Annotated in this window: 12 protein-coding genes and 2 pseudogenes; 8 read left to right on the top strand and 6 right to left on the bottom strand. The window is 69.3% G+C overall.

The genetic code is table 11. From position 1 onward, the window contains the following. Positions 1 to 144: 144 nt before the first annotated feature. Positions 145 to 285, top strand: a pseudogene (locus tag STRAU_RS40975) (transposase); the annotation flags it as partial. 315 nt (positions 286 to 600) lie between these two features. Here the strand turns inward: STRAU_RS40975 and STRAU_RS33725 are convergent. After that, positions 601 to 1,284, bottom strand: coding sequence for a restriction endonuclease (locus STRAU_RS33725; protein ID WP_037663667.1), 684 nt, complete (start codon positions 1,282 to 1,284; stop codon positions 601 to 603). A gap of 39 nt (positions 1,285 to 1,323) precedes the next feature. Here STRAU_RS33725 and STRAU_RS33720 point away from each other — a divergent pair, with 39 nt between their 5' ends. The 3 genes from STRAU_RS33720 to STRAU_RS42645 all read left to right on the top strand — a co-directional run bounded on the left by STRAU_RS33720 (position 1,324) and on the right by STRAU_RS42645 (position 3,356). Further along, positions 1,324 to 1,536: a hypothetical protein gene (locus STRAU_RS33720; RefSeq protein ID WP_016644898.1), complete on the top strand. Its 213-nt coding sequence runs from the start codon at positions 1,324 to 1,326 to the stop codon at positions 1,534 to 1,536. A gap of 359 nt (positions 1,537 to 1,895) precedes the next feature. Beyond that, on the top strand, positions 1,896 to 2,360 hold the full coding sequence (locus tag STRAU_RS33715; RefSeq protein WP_016644897.1) for a hypothetical protein: 465 nt from the start codon (positions 1,896 to 1,898) through the stop codon (positions 2,358 to 2,360). A 312-nt stretch (positions 2,361 to 2,672) separates the two neighbouring features. Then, positions 2,673 to 3,356, top strand: coding sequence for a hypothetical protein (locus STRAU_RS42645; protein ID WP_158692193.1), 684 nt, complete (start codon positions 2,673 to 2,675; stop codon positions 3,354 to 3,356). Between the two features lie 762 nt (positions 3,357 to 4,118). Here STRAU_RS42645 and STRAU_RS33710 read toward each other — a convergent pair. Then, positions 4,119 to 7,379, bottom strand: coding sequence for an AfsR/SARP family transcriptional regulator (locus STRAU_RS33710; RefSeq protein WP_016644895.1), 3,261 nt, complete (start codon positions 7,377 to 7,379; stop codon positions 4,119 to 4,121). 154 nt (positions 7,380 to 7,533) lie between these two features. Between STRAU_RS33710 and STRAU_RS33705 the strand changes: the two genes are divergently transcribed. Next, positions 7,534 to 8,295 (top strand): SDR family oxidoreductase, encoded by a 762-nt coding sequence (locus STRAU_RS33705; RefSeq protein ID WP_016644894.1) that lies wholly within the window; start codon positions 7,534 to 7,536, stop codon positions 8,293 to 8,295. A 107-nt stretch (positions 8,296 to 8,402) separates the two neighbouring features. Further along, positions 8,403 to 8,846 carry a hypothetical protein gene (locus STRAU_RS33700; RefSeq protein ID WP_158692192.1) on the top strand — a complete coding sequence of 148 codons (444 nt, stop codon included), beginning with the start codon at positions 8,403 to 8,405 and terminating at the stop codon, positions 8,844 to 8,846. 430 nt (positions 8,847 to 9,276) lie between these two features. Here STRAU_RS33700 and STRAU_RS33690 read toward each other — a convergent pair whose 3' ends face one another. Then, positions 9,277 to 10,263 carry a NucA/NucB deoxyribonuclease domain-containing protein gene (locus STRAU_RS33690; protein WP_016644892.1) on the bottom strand — a complete coding sequence of 329 codons (987 nt, stop codon included), beginning with the start codon at positions 10,261 to 10,263 and terminating at the stop codon, positions 9,277 to 9,279. 230 nt (positions 10,264 to 10,493) lie between these two features. On the opposite strand from STRAU_RS33690, the pseudogene STRAU_RS43335 reads away from it, so the two are divergent. Then, a pseudogene (locus STRAU_RS43335) lies at positions 10,494 to 11,026 on the top strand (transposase); the annotation flags it as partial. A gap of 85 nt (positions 11,027 to 11,111) precedes the next feature. On the opposite strand, the gene STRAU_RS33685 reads toward STRAU_RS43335, so the two are convergent. Beyond that, positions 11,112 to 11,753, bottom strand: coding sequence for a Type 1 glutamine amidotransferase-like domain-containing protein (locus STRAU_RS33685; RefSeq protein WP_259300058.1), 642 nt, complete (start codon positions 11,751 to 11,753; stop codon positions 11,112 to 11,114). Positions 11,754 to 12,304: 551 nt separating this feature from the next. Here STRAU_RS33685 and STRAU_RS41955 point away from each other — a divergent pair. After that, positions 12,305 to 12,958 (top strand): transposase, encoded by a 654-nt coding sequence (locus STRAU_RS41955; protein ID WP_016644891.1) that lies wholly within the window; start codon positions 12,305 to 12,307, stop codon positions 12,956 to 12,958. A gap of 8 nt (positions 12,959 to 12,966) precedes the next feature. Here the strand turns inward: STRAU_RS41955 and STRAU_RS33675 are convergent, their stop codons facing one another. Both STRAU_RS33675 and STRAU_RS39405 read right to left on the bottom strand, forming a co-directional pair. Beyond that, complete coding sequence (locus STRAU_RS33675) at positions 12,967 to 13,242, bottom strand: hypothetical protein (RefSeq protein ID WP_037663659.1); 276 nt, start codon at positions 13,240 to 13,242, stop codon at positions 12,967 to 12,969. 259 nt (positions 13,243 to 13,501) lie between these two features. Beyond that, entirely contained in the window at positions 13,502 to 13,924 is a 423-nt protein-coding gene (locus tag STRAU_RS39405) for a hypothetical protein (protein ID WP_016644889.1), read from the bottom strand. Positions 13,925 to 14,151: the final 227 nt, after the last annotated feature.

Raw genomic sequence — 14,151 nt, 5'->3', positions numbered from 1 at the left:
CGACCACAACCGGCACCCCGGCACCCGGCGGCACCCCGCACACCCCGGACCCGGCAACCGCACCCGCACAGACCCGCACCGCAGTCCACGAGGCCGTGTCCGATGGGTCGCGTGACCGCGCCGGACGCCATCATTTCGGTGGTTGTGGGGCGAGGTGATCTGTCTGACGTGGAGTGGGCTCGGCTGGAGCCGCACCTTCCGAAGAGCGTAGGCCGGGGCGGGCGTTGGAAGAATCACCGCACCGTCATCAACGGCATCCTCTTCCACCAGCGGGCCGGCGTACCGTCCTGTACCGAGTGGTGACCCATCGACGCCTTCGATGAGGAGGAGAGCGCGTGCGCATAGCGAAGACCAGTTGCACCCTCACCCGGACGTGACGCGGGGCGTGGGGACACCGGCGGCCAGGCCGCCCCCCCCAGCCGACGTGCAGCAAAAGGACTCGTATAGCCCGAACACCGCGAAGCCCTCACACACGGGCGGGCCGCCCGGCCTCGCCCGCTCGGACAACTCCCTGTGCCCCAGGCGTTGTTGCGTTCTCCCCCGCGCTGACCCTGCCCACACCTGAGCGCCACGCGCCCTGAGCACTACAGGGGTGTCCGGTCAGGCTGGCGGGCGCCGCGCGCCGCCGCCGCTTCCGTTCAGCGGGATCAGTGTCTCCAGATGAGCGCCCTTGACCCAGGAGCCGAGCAGGTCGCGGTGCAGGGCCACGATGTCCTGGCGTACCGCCAGGCCGAGGGCGGCCTTCGTGAACGCGCGGCACGTGGTGACGAACAGGGCGACGTCCGCGCCGTGCTCGAGGCGGGCAGTGCCGACGAACTTCTGCATGTCTTGCGAGGACACGCTGCGCTCAGGCGCGTACTTCTTGACCTGGACGACCAGTTTTCGGCCGTCTGCAAGGTAGCCGACGACGTCGGCGCCCAGGTCGCCGCTCCTGCCGCTGACGACGACGTCTCGGCAGCCGTCCCGACGGCACAGATCGGCGACGTAGTGCTCGAAGTCCTGCCAGGACAGCGCGTCGACCTCCGTCATCGACAGCTCCCGCGCCCGCGCCTCCTCCTGCGCCCGCCACTGCCGGTCTCTGCCGACCGCGAGCCGGTGCGCGCGCAGGAGGCCCCAGCCTGCACCGCCCACCACCACGATGGCGAGGATGGTCACCAGCACGGGCCACACCGTCGCCCAGTTCCCGGCCGTCCACACCGCGATGGCCAGCGCCGCCACGATGCCCCAGCCCTGTAACTGCCTGCGTGTCCGCTTCCGCAGCCGCCGGCGCCGTCGTGCTGCCATAGTCCCCTACTCACCTGTGCCCGTGATCCGCAGTGTGAAATGCCCGCTCGGCCCCGGCAAGAGGGCCTGCCTCCGACCACGCCTTCCCTGCCGGGCGAAGTCATCGCGTACGAAGTCCCGCTGGAGATCGGCTACACGCTGCCCGGTCACACCCTGGCTTACCTGGAATGCGACGGCGGGGTGGCGCGCTGGTCGTATGGCGGCACGGACCGGCGGCTGCTGGTGAACACAGCACACCCGCCCGTGGGCTGAGTCCCCACCAGCAGCACCGGACTCCCCCTCCTCCCCCCGGCCGCTGGTAATTCCCGGATAGCTACGCGGCATACGTCGCCCAGTACGGCGAGGCCGCGCAGGCACCCGAGTTCGTGGGCCCAGCCCCGCGCCGGGCTGTGCGGCGACCGCGTCCGCGCGGGGCGGCCGCCCGGCTCCCGCGCGGACGGACGGGTCCGCGCGGGAGCGCCGCACCCCTTCCCACCCCCTACCTGGCGAGAACGCCACCCGCGACAGGAGCGAGAGCCCCTATCGCTGATGACAAGCCGCGCGAGGGCGTGCTTGTCTGGGCGGCCTGATCACCGACGGCCTCGCAACGCGGGCCGCAGAAGGGGGAGTTCATGAAGTTCGCCAAGGTGCCTGCGCGCGTCCTGCTGCCGCTCGCCGGAGCCGTGATCGCCACCGCAGCCCTCGCCGCACCCGCGACGGCCGCCCCCGAGCACTGGGCCGACGGCGAGGCCCACTACGCCGGATCCCGCTCGTTCGTCACCCCGTACGACGGCACCCAGGGCGCCCGCGCCGTCCTGCGCGTGGACTGGGAGACCGGCAAGGGCGGCGTCTACGGAAACCTGTGGGACCTCAAGAAAGACGGCAACGACGCCATCCTGCAGGCCGGCTACTCCTGGCTCGACGGCACCACCTGGAAGCCCGTGACGCGCACCCTCAACACGGTCAAGGACGCCAGCGACAGCGGCCGCCACACCAGCCTGCACACCGACCCGGCGGTCAAGATCAAGGACCTGAAGGTCAGGGTCTGTACGGTCGACAGCGCGGGAGCGCAGGTGTGGTGCGGGGAGTGGCACTGAGAGCCGGGACGGTCCTGCTGCCTGCTCCAGACGCCGCTGCTGCGCCTGGGAACGCACCAGCAGGGCGTCACGGTCGGCCTCGGCGGCCCGGACCTGCTCCCGCTGCGCGGCCAGCTCCTGCCGCACAGACTCGATCTCCGCGACAAGCTCGCTCTGCTCAGCCCTGAGCTGGTTCTCGATACCGGCCAGCTGCCGGTCGCCTTCCTGCTGCGCCTGCGCCACGGCCCTTTGCACCGCGTCCGTGGTGGTTGCCTCCTGGCCGCGCCGTGCGGCCGGCAATGCGGCTTTCAGCTGTTCAAGCTCCTCCTTGGCGTGCAGCAGGCGGGTCTCTACCGAGGCGCTCGCGGCCTGCGCTGCTCGACGCAGGGAATGCAGGCGCTCCCTCTCCTCGCCGCTCAGGCGGACGCCCTGCTCCTCCAGAAAGGCGGCGCACTGGTCCACGAAGCCTTGTGGGGCGATGCGTTCGCCGTTCAGGTACCGGGTGACGGTAGAGGGCACGACGTGCACCGACGAGGCCAGTGCCCGCTGTGTGACGCCCGCTTCGAAGACCGGCCGCAGGACTGCGCGCAACGCGGCGGCGTACGCCTGCTCCAGAGGTTCGGCCACAACATCCTCCTCGCCAACTGCGGCACAGCTATAGCAGCGCTGCACTGCAACGGAGTTGAACCATTGTGGTGCAGCGGCCTCGGTCAGCGAGCCCTCTTGTGGCCGCGCCGTTGCCAACCTGCGGGAACCGGCAAGCGCCTGCCGTTGCCGCTCCCGCAACCCGTTCCGCCTCTCCATGCTCGAGTCCACCGCCCGGCAACCGCCGGGCCCGACCAGCCACCGGAAGATGGGCATGACACGACAGACAAGCAGCACCGGCGAGCCGACGCCGTTTTCGACCTGCGGATCGGTGGCCTGCACGTAACGATCGAACGCATCCCCTACCGGCTGCTGGCCCTGCTCACCGCCGTCGCCGGCACTGCGGGCGGCGCAACCTGGCTGGGTCGGTGAGGCGGCCATCCTCTGCGGCGGCAGCGCACGTGCTCGACATCCTCGGCGACCCGTTAAGAGAGCGATACATCCAGCGGGTTGGAAGCGGCGGAGCACCGGGTCCGGGTGGAGGCTCCCGCACACGTCCGGCCCGTCGAGAGGGCTCTGTTGCGGAGCGGTGGCTGTTCGTCCCTTCGCCCGGTGGGGTCCGCCCGGCGAGGGGGCGAGGCGTTGAAGGTTCGTACTGGTGTTGACAGAACGGTCATTCCTGTGGGCGGGCGGGCTGGCCGGTGCAGATCCGTTTTACCTGGAAATTCCCTGGGCGGTGAAAGCGTGGGCCAGAACTCAGGCGCTCACGTTCGACCGGCACCGATCATTCCCGCTCAATCACGAGCGCTCAAAGGGCCCTAATTGAGTGCGATGGCGAAAAGAACGCCACCGGCTACCTCGCGCCTGCGCCAGGCTCGCGGTGCTGCAACAACGATGGCTCGACGCCAACCCGCTGCCGGCGGCCGAATGGCCCTCTCTGCGCCAGCGGGAGAGCGAGGCCGCCACCAAGGTGCTGAAGGGCGGGTGATGTTACGGGCGGGCAGCCTCTCGGACACCCCACCCGTCGACGGTCCCTAGGGGTTTCATCTGAGGGAGCACCGCATCAGTACTCCAAGCCTGTTTCTGAATCCCCGTCGTCCGCGCGGACGACGGGGATTCAGAAACAGGCTTGGAGGCCCTTCGCGGGCGCGCGGCTCCGGTGCCCGGGGCCGTGACCCGGTGCGCCTTGACGTGTCAGGTCCGCAGTGATTCCGCCTCCTTGACCGGCTCCGAGGCGGCCCCCCGCTCGAACGCCGCCGTGAAGTCCGCCTCGCCAAGTACCGCGCGTACCGCGGCCGTCACCCGGTCCACGTCGCCGCGCTCACCCCGCTCCCCCGCCGGCAGCGGTGCGCCCACCGAGGCGCGGGCGGCGGCCGCTGCCCCGAGCAGCCGCGCGGCCTGCCCGGCGTGCCCTGCCAGTGCCCGCGCTCCCGCGAGTCCCTCCACCGCCAGCGCGACGGCCCGCGGATCGCCGGTGTCTCGGGCCGCGGCGAGGCCCTCCAGGTGCAGGGACAGAGCGGCGACGGCGTCCCCGCGCAGCTCGGCGACGAAGCCGAGTTCGGCCAGGATCAGGGCCGCCCCGTACTCCGCGTCGAACTGCCGGTTCCACGCCAGCCAGGTGCGCAGATACGACTCGGCGGCGTCGAGCCGTCCCTGCCGCCGCGCGCTGAGAGCAAGGCCGAGCTCGGCGAACTCCTCGGCGGGCTTGTCACCCTGTTCGACCGCGAGCCGCCGGCCGCGCTCGTGGAACTCGTCGGCGCGGGCGTACTGGCCGATCAGCAGGGCGATCCGGCCGAGGTCGGACCAGCGCATCGACGCGTCGGTCCACAGACCCAGGTCCTCGGCGACGTGCAGCCCTCGCTCGTGCAGCCGGGCGGCTTCCTGGTAGTCGCCCTCGATCTCCGCGAGCCGCCCGAGCACCGCCATCGCCTGCAGCCTGCCCCACCCGTCGCCGGCCTCGTGGAACAGCGCGAGACTCTCCTCTCCGTCACTGCGGGAAGCCCTCAGGTTGCCGCACACGTAGATCTGCATGCCTCGTGTGCTCAGTCCCGCGGCGATCCCCCAGAGGTCGCCCAGGGCACGGGACTCGGCGAGCACCCGGTTGACCAGTTCCTCGCCCACCGAGAAGTCCCCGAACCGGGTGACCGCGAACCCGAGGAACCAGCCGGCCCTGGTCCGCTCGTGCGGGTCGCGGATGTCCTCGTACAGCTCGAGAACCGCGGCGCTGCGGCGCGCGGAGCCGTCCGGGGCGCCGGACAGCAGGCTCATCCCGGCGTGCCAGGCCGCGGTCACCACGCGGCCCGGGTCGCCTTCGGCCGTCGGCCCCGCCTCGCCCGGCAGACCGAGGGCCACGGTCAGCTGGCGCCTGGCCTCGGTGAGACGGCCGCGCAGGAACCAGTACCAGACCATCGCGTGCGCCAGGCCCCGCATCAGGGCGGCGTCGCCGTCCGCGGCGGCCGCGTCGAGCGCGCTGCGGATGTTGGCGGTCTCCGCGTCCAGGCGCCGCAGCCACTGCCGCTGGTCGCTGCCGCGCAGGAAGGCGTCGGCCCGCTCGGCGAAGGCCGCGTAGTAGTGCGCGTGGGTGCGCCGCACCCGCTCGTACTCGGTGGCGCGCAGCCGTTCGAGGCAGTACGCGGACACGGATTCGAGGAGCCGGTACCGGGGCCCGTCGGCTTCGTGGCTGGCCAGGACGAGGGAGCGGTCCACCAGGCGGGTCAGCAGGTCCAGGACCTCGGCGGGCTTGACTCCGTAGCCTGCGCAGACGGCCTCGGCGGCGTCCAGGGTGCAGCCGTCGGAGTGGATGGCGAGCCGGCGCAGGACCGACTGCTCGGCCGCGGTGAGCAGCTCCCAGCTCCAGTCGATCATCGCGCGCAGTGTCTGCTGCCGTACGGGTGCGCCCCGGCGGCCGCCGGTGAGGAGCTTGAACCGGTCGTCCAGGCGCTCCGCGAGCTCGCGCACCCCGAGGACGCGTACCCGTGTGGACGCCAGTTCCAGGGCGAGGGGGATTCCGTCGAGACGGTGGCAGATCGAGGCCACGGCCCCGGCGTTGTCGTCGGTCAGCTCGAAGCCGGGCGAGATGGCCGCGGCCCGGTCGAGGAACATCCGTACCGCGCTGGAGCGCCGCAGCACCGCCGGGTCGGCCGAGTTCTCGGGCAGGTCGAGCGGCCGCACCGGCCACAGCTGCTCGCCGGCGATGTCGAGGGGCTCCTGGCTGGTGGCGAGGACGCGGACGCCCGGTGCGCCGCGCAGCAGCGCCTGTGCGAGCCCCGCGGCCGCCTCGATGACGTGCTCGCAGTTGTCGAGGACCAGGAGCAGGCGGCGGCCGCGCAGGGCGTCGGTGAGGCGGTCGAGCAGCGTACGCGGCAGGCCGCTCGGCAGCGGTCCGGGACCGGTGTCGTCCCGGACTCCGAGCGTCGCGGCGACGACCTCGGCGAGGTCGTCGCCCGCGGCCGCCCCTGATTCGGCGGAGAATGCCTGTGAGGCCAGTTCCACCAGCCAGACGCCGTCCGCGTACGCCTCGGACAGGCGGGTCGCCACCTCCACCGCGAGGCGCGTCTTGCCGACCCCGCCGGGCCCGGTCAAGGTCACCAGGCGGCCGGCCTTCACCAGGTCGCGCACGGCGTCCACGGAGTCGGAGCGGCCGATCAGGTCGGTGACCGGGGTGGGCAGGTTGGTGCGTGGCCTCGGTGTGGCCGAGGGGGCGGACACGGCCCGCAGGGCGGGGTCCTGCTGCAGGATCTCCTGTTGCAGGGCCGCCAGTTCGGGCCCCGGTTCGAGGCCCAGGTCCTCGTCCAGGCGGCGGCGCAGGTCCTGGTAGCTGTCTAATGCCTCGCTGGCGCGACCCGCGCCGTACAGGGCGCGCATATGGGCGCCTCGCAGCCGCTCCCGCAGCGGGTGACGTCTCGTCAGTTCGCCTAGTTCCGGGGCCAGTTGGCTGTGCTCGCCCAATTCGAGGCGGGCTTCGGCCTGTTCCTCCAGGGCGAGCAGCCGCTGTTCCTCGAGCCGGGTGATGGCCTCGCGGGCGAACTGCTCGCCCTGGAAGCCGGCGAAAGCGGGGCCGCGCCAGAGCCCGAGGGCCTCGGTGAACAGCTCGGCCCGCTCCCGGGGGTCCGCGGCCGGGCGCGCCCGGGCGGTGAGTGCGGTGAAGCGGCCTGCGTCCACGGCGTCGTCCGTCACCTCCAGGACGTATCCGAGGGCCCGGTACGTCAGGAGGCCGGGGCCTCCGGCGCGGGTGAGCACCTTCCGTAATCGCGACACCAGGGTCTGCAGTGCGCCCCTGGCGTTGGCGGGCGGCGCGTCCCCCCACAGCTCGTCGACCAGGCGGTCGGCGGAGATCACCTGCCCCGGTGCCGTCAGGAGGGCCGCGAGCAGCGAGCGGACCTTGGCCTCCGGCACCCCTACCAGTTCACCGTCCGCCGACCAGATGACCAGCGGACCCAGTACCCCGAAGCGCATGGGACCAAGGTAGACGCCCCGTGGTCATTGACGGGTGTGTCAGTGCACTGCAAGCGGACCGACAGCCGACTGCAAGCCCTTGCCCGCACTCTGCGTGCACCGGTGAAAACCGGCGTAATGAGCACCTCGCACGCTGTCTTAGCAGGGAGTCATCATGAGCAAGTTCGCAGGCAAGAAGGCCGTCGTCACCGGCGGAACGCACGGTATGGGCCTGGCCATCGTCAAGGCGCTCCTGGACGGCGGGGCCGAGGTGGTCCTCACAGGTCGCAACGAGAAGAACATCGAGGAGGCGCGGACGGAGCTGAAGTCGGACTCCGCGCACGTCGTCCGCTCCGACGCCGCGAGCATGGCCGACATCCGGGCCCTCGCGGACACCGCCCAGGAGAAGCTCGGGCGGGTCGACTATCTCTTCGTCAATCACGGCATCGCGGAGGTACAGACCCTCGATGAGGTCACCGAGGATGCCTGGGACCGGGCCTTCGCGGTGAACACCAAGGGTGCCTTCTTCACCGTGCAGAGCCTGTCGCCGCTCCTCAACGACGGCGGCGCGATCGTCTTCACCACGGTCGCCAACGACCTGATCTTCCCCGGTCTGAGCGCCTACTCCGGTTCGAAGGAGGCGGTGCGTGCGGTCGCCCATGTCCTCGCGGCCGAGTTCCTGCCCCGCCAGATCCGCGTGAACCTCGTGGCTCCCGGCTACATCAAGACTCCCACCATGGGCGTCGTCGGGCTGAGCGATGAGGAGCGCCGCGAGTTCGAGGAGCAGGGCAGCCAGACCACCCCGCTCAAGCGCAACGGCACGGTCGAAGAGGTCGCCGCGGCCGCCCTGTTCCTCGCCGCGGACGCCACCTTCAGCACCAACGTCGAGTTCCCGGTCGACGGCGGCTTCGCCCAGGGTCTCAGCGGCGCCCACTGATCCTGTGGCGGCGCGGTCCCTCTCCTTGCGGTTACAGGCGCTGCTGCCCGCTCAACCTGTGCGGCGGCGCAGATTTACGACCTGCCCTGCTCGGGGTGGGTGGACTCTTGAGTTGGTTCGTCGCCCCCCCGACCGTCCGTTGCGTCGCCGCCCCCGGCCCGCACGTGGGCTGGCACGTGCTGCCGCTACGTGCCGTCGAGACGCGCGGAGCGGGGCGTGACGGGCCGGGTGGCCACAGAACCGTCTTCATGGATGTCGGCGGCGGCTTCTGCGGCCTTGGCCTTGGCGTAGTAGCGCGGGTCGGGGTTGCGGGCGCGTTCGCCGGTCTGGTCGGTGAGCTTATGCCGGGTTTCCGGTGTGCGCGGGGCGGGCCAGACCTGGACCAGGTGCTGCTCGGGACTGTTGCCGGGGTACTGGGCGCTGTCGCGTCCGCGGGCGTGGAAGCGAAAGCGCCACCACCGGGCATCACCTTCGGCTTCGTCGTCTTCGTCGTCTTCGTCGTCTTCTCGTCGTCTTCGTCGTCTTCGTCGTCTTCGCTATGCCTGGGCTGAGCGTTCTCGCCTTCGGGGGTCAGAGCCACGGGGGTGACGTTGTCGCTGACGGGGTCGCCGACCAGAGGGCCCTCGTCAGGGAGGTACAGGCTGACCTCGACCACTTCGTCCCAGGCGTCACAGCTCAGCCCGGGCTCGCTTGGGTGGAGGTCGAAGATGACGTCCAGGCGTCCGTGCGGGGTACCGGTCATCACGCTGGCATAAGTGCCTTCCGCATTCACACTGACCAGTCCGTTGCCGGCCTTGATGTCGTCGATGGTCTCGTACGGCGCGTCGGCGTCAGTGTCGAGCAGAACGTACTGATGGTGTGACACGGGAACCTGCATGGCCCTCGTACCCTCTCCTTGCTGCCCGGTGTGGGGTGCGCGGACGCAAGGCCCCTTGCGTGGAGCCCAGCGCCCGCGCTGATCGTACGGTGCCTTACTGGACGTCAGACGGACACCCAGAAAGCATCACGGTGCACGATCCGCTGCTTCTTGTGGAAGGTCTGGATCCGGCCGCCTTGCTGCCGCTGCTCCTGCAACGGCACCCAGGCGGTGCCGCGGCTGTCGGCGGGCACGTTGGTGCCGCCTTCGCGAGTGCTGGCGAAGGGGTACTCGTCGCAGGACAGGCCGGGACGCGGCGGGGTCTGGCGCGGCGGGCACACCTTGTTGCGGTTGTCGGTGATGGTGCGCTCATTGGCCTCGCGGTGCAGCGGCTTGCCGGAGCCGGGACGCCCGTAGTGGCCCCCGCCCGCTTGAATCCTGCGGATGTTCTTCGAGATTTCCGGCAGGGACTGCATCGTGGTGAGCACCGGGATGTACGTGTGGAAGACGCAGCCCGGCCGCATGGTGCGGCTGGTCGCCGGCTGGGTCCAGAAGGTGTCATCGCAGCGGAAGGGCACTGAGCGGTAGTTGAACCCGCCAGGGGTGTAGCCGGCCTTGGTGAAGGTGAAGAGGTACTTCGCCGAGGCAGAGTCCTTCTTCAGCTTGGCGACCTTGTCCTGGTAGTTCACCTTCCCGGAGATCTCCGGGCCGAGCGAGCGCCCGCGCGGGAACTTGTTGGTGGGCTTGCACTTGCTGCTGCCGCACGTGACCTTCAGCCCCACCTTGATCCCGCGGGCGTTGCCGAGCAGCCGCGCTTTGCTGATCTTGACGGACTCCGACCACTTCAGCGACTTCTGCTTCAGCGTCATCTTGTGGGTGACGGTGAACTTCGCCGAGCCCACCGGCCGGCCGTTCCTGCGCACGGTCACCGTCGCAGGGACCACGATGCAGCTCTGGTAGCGGGTATAGATGGCCTGGCCGCTCCGGCACGGTACGGCCGCGGCCGCACTCTGCGACGACGCCGCCTGCGGCACCGCTTCCCCCACCGTGACCTTGATCGTGGACTCAGCTGCAGGTGCGGCCTGCGCCACCGACAGCAGGCTCCCGGTCACTGCGATCACCCCGACGCCCGACGCGAGACCGTACGCCCATCTGCGTAACACTGGCGAACCCCCCTCTCTGTCGCGCGCTCCCAAGGAGCCCCGTGCCCCTCAACGGCAACGACAGGACATCGAACATACGAACACCACACCATTCCCTTCTGCACATTCCAGCGCTGTGACCGAATCCCGAACCCGGTATGGCAAATTCCGGGCACCTGCCAGCTACGCGCGGCCACCCAGTGACGCTGATCGTCGACACCCAGTCGGTCAAAGCCGCCTCCACCGTCGGCAGGGACAGCCGCGGCTACGACGCAGGCAAGAAGATCAATGGACGCAAGAGACACATCGTGGTCGACACCCTCGGCCTGCCCGCGATGATCACGGTCACCGCCGCCAGCTCCCGCGACGAGATCATGGCCCGGGACCTCCTCTGGCGCCTGCGGCTCACACATCCACAGATCACCCAGGTCTGTGGGCCAACTCCGCCTACGCCCGCGATCTGCTACCCAACTGGACTGCAGATCTGCTGTGGATGTCGCTTCGGGCCGTCCTGCGGCCCAAGGGAACCCGCGGCTTCGTCGTGCTGCCCCGCCGCTGGAAAGTCGAACGCTCCATTGGCTGGATCATGAACGCCCGCCGCAAGGCACGCGACTACGAACGTCTGCCTCAGCACTCCGAAGCGCACCTGAACTGGGCATTCATCACTCTCATGCCCCGGCGCCTGACTCGCAAAGGCCCTCGCACCAGCCAGTGGACACGCAAGGCGCCAGCCGCCGGATGACGACGGCCCTGCTCGGCGGAATCCGGTTACCTTCCCCTACGACTCCCGGCAGCCTGATGGGAGGCGATGCGAAGAGTCACTGTGCTTCAGGCAGCAAAAGGCACGGCAGGGCTCGCTCCGTAGCTCCTTTCTCCCTATACGGCTCGACCCGATACAGGTGAGCCTGCGGCGTGCGGGTCACCGCTTCTGTCAGGAGGCCGTCCACGAAGAGTGCGCCAACACCGTCCTCCAGCGCCCACCCGGCGGGGAGCGCGCCGGTGGCTACGGCCGCTTGGTAGGAGGAGCGCCGGCCCGGTTCACTGTCGTAGTGCGGGCAGACCGAACCGGACAGCAGACCCAGCCCGTCCTGCAGGAACGTCAGCGGTCCGAAGGAGTCGGTATGCGAGCCCTCGGCCCAGCAGTTGGCGCCAGCGCTGATACCGCATAGCAACGCGCCGCGATCGTAGGCCTCGCACATCAACCGGTCCACGCCGTGCGCACGCCAGACTGCCAGCAAATTCGCAGTGTTGCCGCCCCCTACATACACGACGTCCTGAGAGAGCAGAAACGTGCGCAACGCGGCGTCATCGAGTTCCCTCCGGAACAGCGGCAAGAAACTGGGCTCACAGGCGCGTGACTGGAACGCAGAGAGAAACTGGTCCAGGTAGGCGGGGGCATCACCGCTGGCCGTGGGCACAAAGCACACCTTGGGCCGAGAAACACGTGCGTGACCGAGCACTCAGTCGTCCAACAGACCATCGTGGTCCGTGGAAAAGCCGCCCCCGAGAAGAGCCAGACGACGCACGGAAACGACAGCCACGGAAGTGCCTCCTCAGCACACAGGGGGACGGAATCGAACTGTTCAACCTCGCCACGGTGCCGGTCACCCGCTACCGCTACCGAGGCAACAGTATTCCCACGCCCTGGCCGGAACTCTGACCGAGCCGATCCCAACGGCATGATCTCGTGGAGAGCCCGGTACGGTGAAAGTCGCACGCCGGGTTCGGCGGGCGGGTCCGGGAAACGGTCCTGGAGCGATCCAGGAACCGCGCCCGGGCCCGACCCGACAACCTGGGCGAAGCCGCCGAGAAGTGCGTCTACCGGCACCGTGGCTGCCTGCGCCCCACGCCGGAACAGCCGCAGGAACCCCAGGAAGAGCCGGAGTCTGCCGCGTCATCGCCCTGGCCAACAGGGCACCGGTTCGCCGAGCGCGCCCGCGCTAAGTACGCCACCATCCACACTCTCCTCGCCGCCGGTCACAGCAAGCGGTCCGTCGCCCGACAGCTCGGGATGACCCTCAACACGATCCTGCGCTTCTCCCGCGCCACCACCCCGGAGGAGATGTTCACCGGGCAGTGGCAAGACCGTGCGACCAGACTCGACGCCTACAAGCCCTACCTCGATCAGCGCTGGCAAGAAGGCTGCACCAACGCCTGGAAACTATGGGAGGAGATCAAGGAACAGGGCTATCCCCCGCGGCTACGCCAGCGTCCGCGACTACGTCAGCAGGAATCTTCGCGGCAAGCCCCAACCGGTCGGCCCCCGCCCGCCATCGGCCCGCGCCGTCACGCGCTGGATCCTCACGCACCCGACGCTCTGCCCGCAGACGACCGACTCCACCTCAAAGCAGTCCTGGCCAACTGCCCCGACCTGACGGCACTCTCCGAGCACGTGCGTTCCTTCGGCCACATGGTCTCTGACTTGCAAGGCGACCAGCTGCCGACCTGGATCGAAACGGCCACCTCTACCGCCGACCTACCCAGCCTCCGGCACTTCGCCCAGCACCTCGAACGCGACCTCGACGCCGTCATCGCGGGCCTCACGCTGCCCTGGAACTCCGGCGTCGTGGAAGGCCACGTCAACCGGATCAAGATGCTCAAGCGCCAGATGTTCGGCCGCGCAGGATTCGAACTCCTCCGCAAGCGGGTCCTGCTCTACGCATGAGGATCAGGTCAGAAGTCTTCCTCAACGAGGCCGAACCCCTGAGGAAAGCCCTCCAGGAATTCGCGACGCGATGGGTCCGCCTCCTCTGCAGCCATCGAACCGAGCAGATCGATGAACTCGATTCGCTGATCATTCGGCAGCTGCGTCACTAGATGGGCAACGCCCTCCAAGACCTTGACCGCGTCATCCGGGTCCATCTGGTCGTCCTCGCACCCATCAACGAACCAGAGAACATCGACCAAAGCCTGCGCCAGAGCACGGGTCAGCGACGAGTACACCGACATTGGAAAGATCTCCCACCAAGCGGCTGATAGAGCGAAGTCATCTCAGCACATGCCACTGACATCACTGTCGGTGAGCCGACCACACGAAGTGGACCAGAGCCGGTTCTCGTGAACAGAGCCACGCTCACACGCTGTCACGCGCAGCCGGGCGACGGGTTCAAGAACGCCTACTGAGAAGGGATCGCCCCGTACGACCTACGCGAGCGTTAGATCCCCGCTGGGCCCGATGCGAGCCCACCCGGCGCAACTGGCCAGCGGCTCAACCAGTCGCCTGGCGGCCCACGGCTTCTATCAGGCGAGGGATCCGCTGAGGGACCGGCACCAGGTACTCGTACACGAAAGACATCGGCGCGATCACACGGTGCTGGGTGTCTGGGCCGACGACGTCAACCACCAGCTCCCAGCCCGTCGGCAACGCATCGTCCAGGCGTGCCCGACAGGTGCCTCCGTACGTATCCAGCAGCACCACCGTGACGAACGCGGACAGGTCTGCGTGCAGGGTAATCCAGTCCTCCACCTCGAACTCGCCGAGTGGCAGCCTCTGCACGTAGCTGTCCAGGACGCCGACTGCGCTCAGCGGGTCGGCGTCGAATTCGAGTGCAGCCTCCGCGCCGCCGACCTGCTCCACCAGCCCCCGGATCGCTGGCCGACAGCCACTCATGAAATCGTCGATGTCGATCACAGCCTGAGTCTGGCATGCAGATTCACCCCCTTTTTCTCTCTCAACTCGGCGGGGAGCGGGCGACGACCACACCCGGCGGTCGGGGAAGGGGTGGGACAGACTCATGCAACGACCGTATCCACCAGCGCTGAGAGCCCGTCTTTGAACCGCGGTCGACTTCGGCCGCGCGCACTTCTCCGGCGGCACGGTCGACTTCATCGGTGCGCAGTTCTCCGGCGGCACGGTCC

It is taken from the genome of Streptomyces aurantiacus JA 4570, from assembly GCF_000414115.1.
GTDB classification, from domain to species: domain Bacteria; phylum Actinomycetota; class Actinomycetes; order Streptomycetales; family Streptomycetaceae; genus Streptomyces; species Streptomyces aurantiacus_A.
The sequence above is the reverse complement of the archived record's forward strand: the minus strand, read 5'-3'. Positions and strand labels throughout refer to the sequence as shown.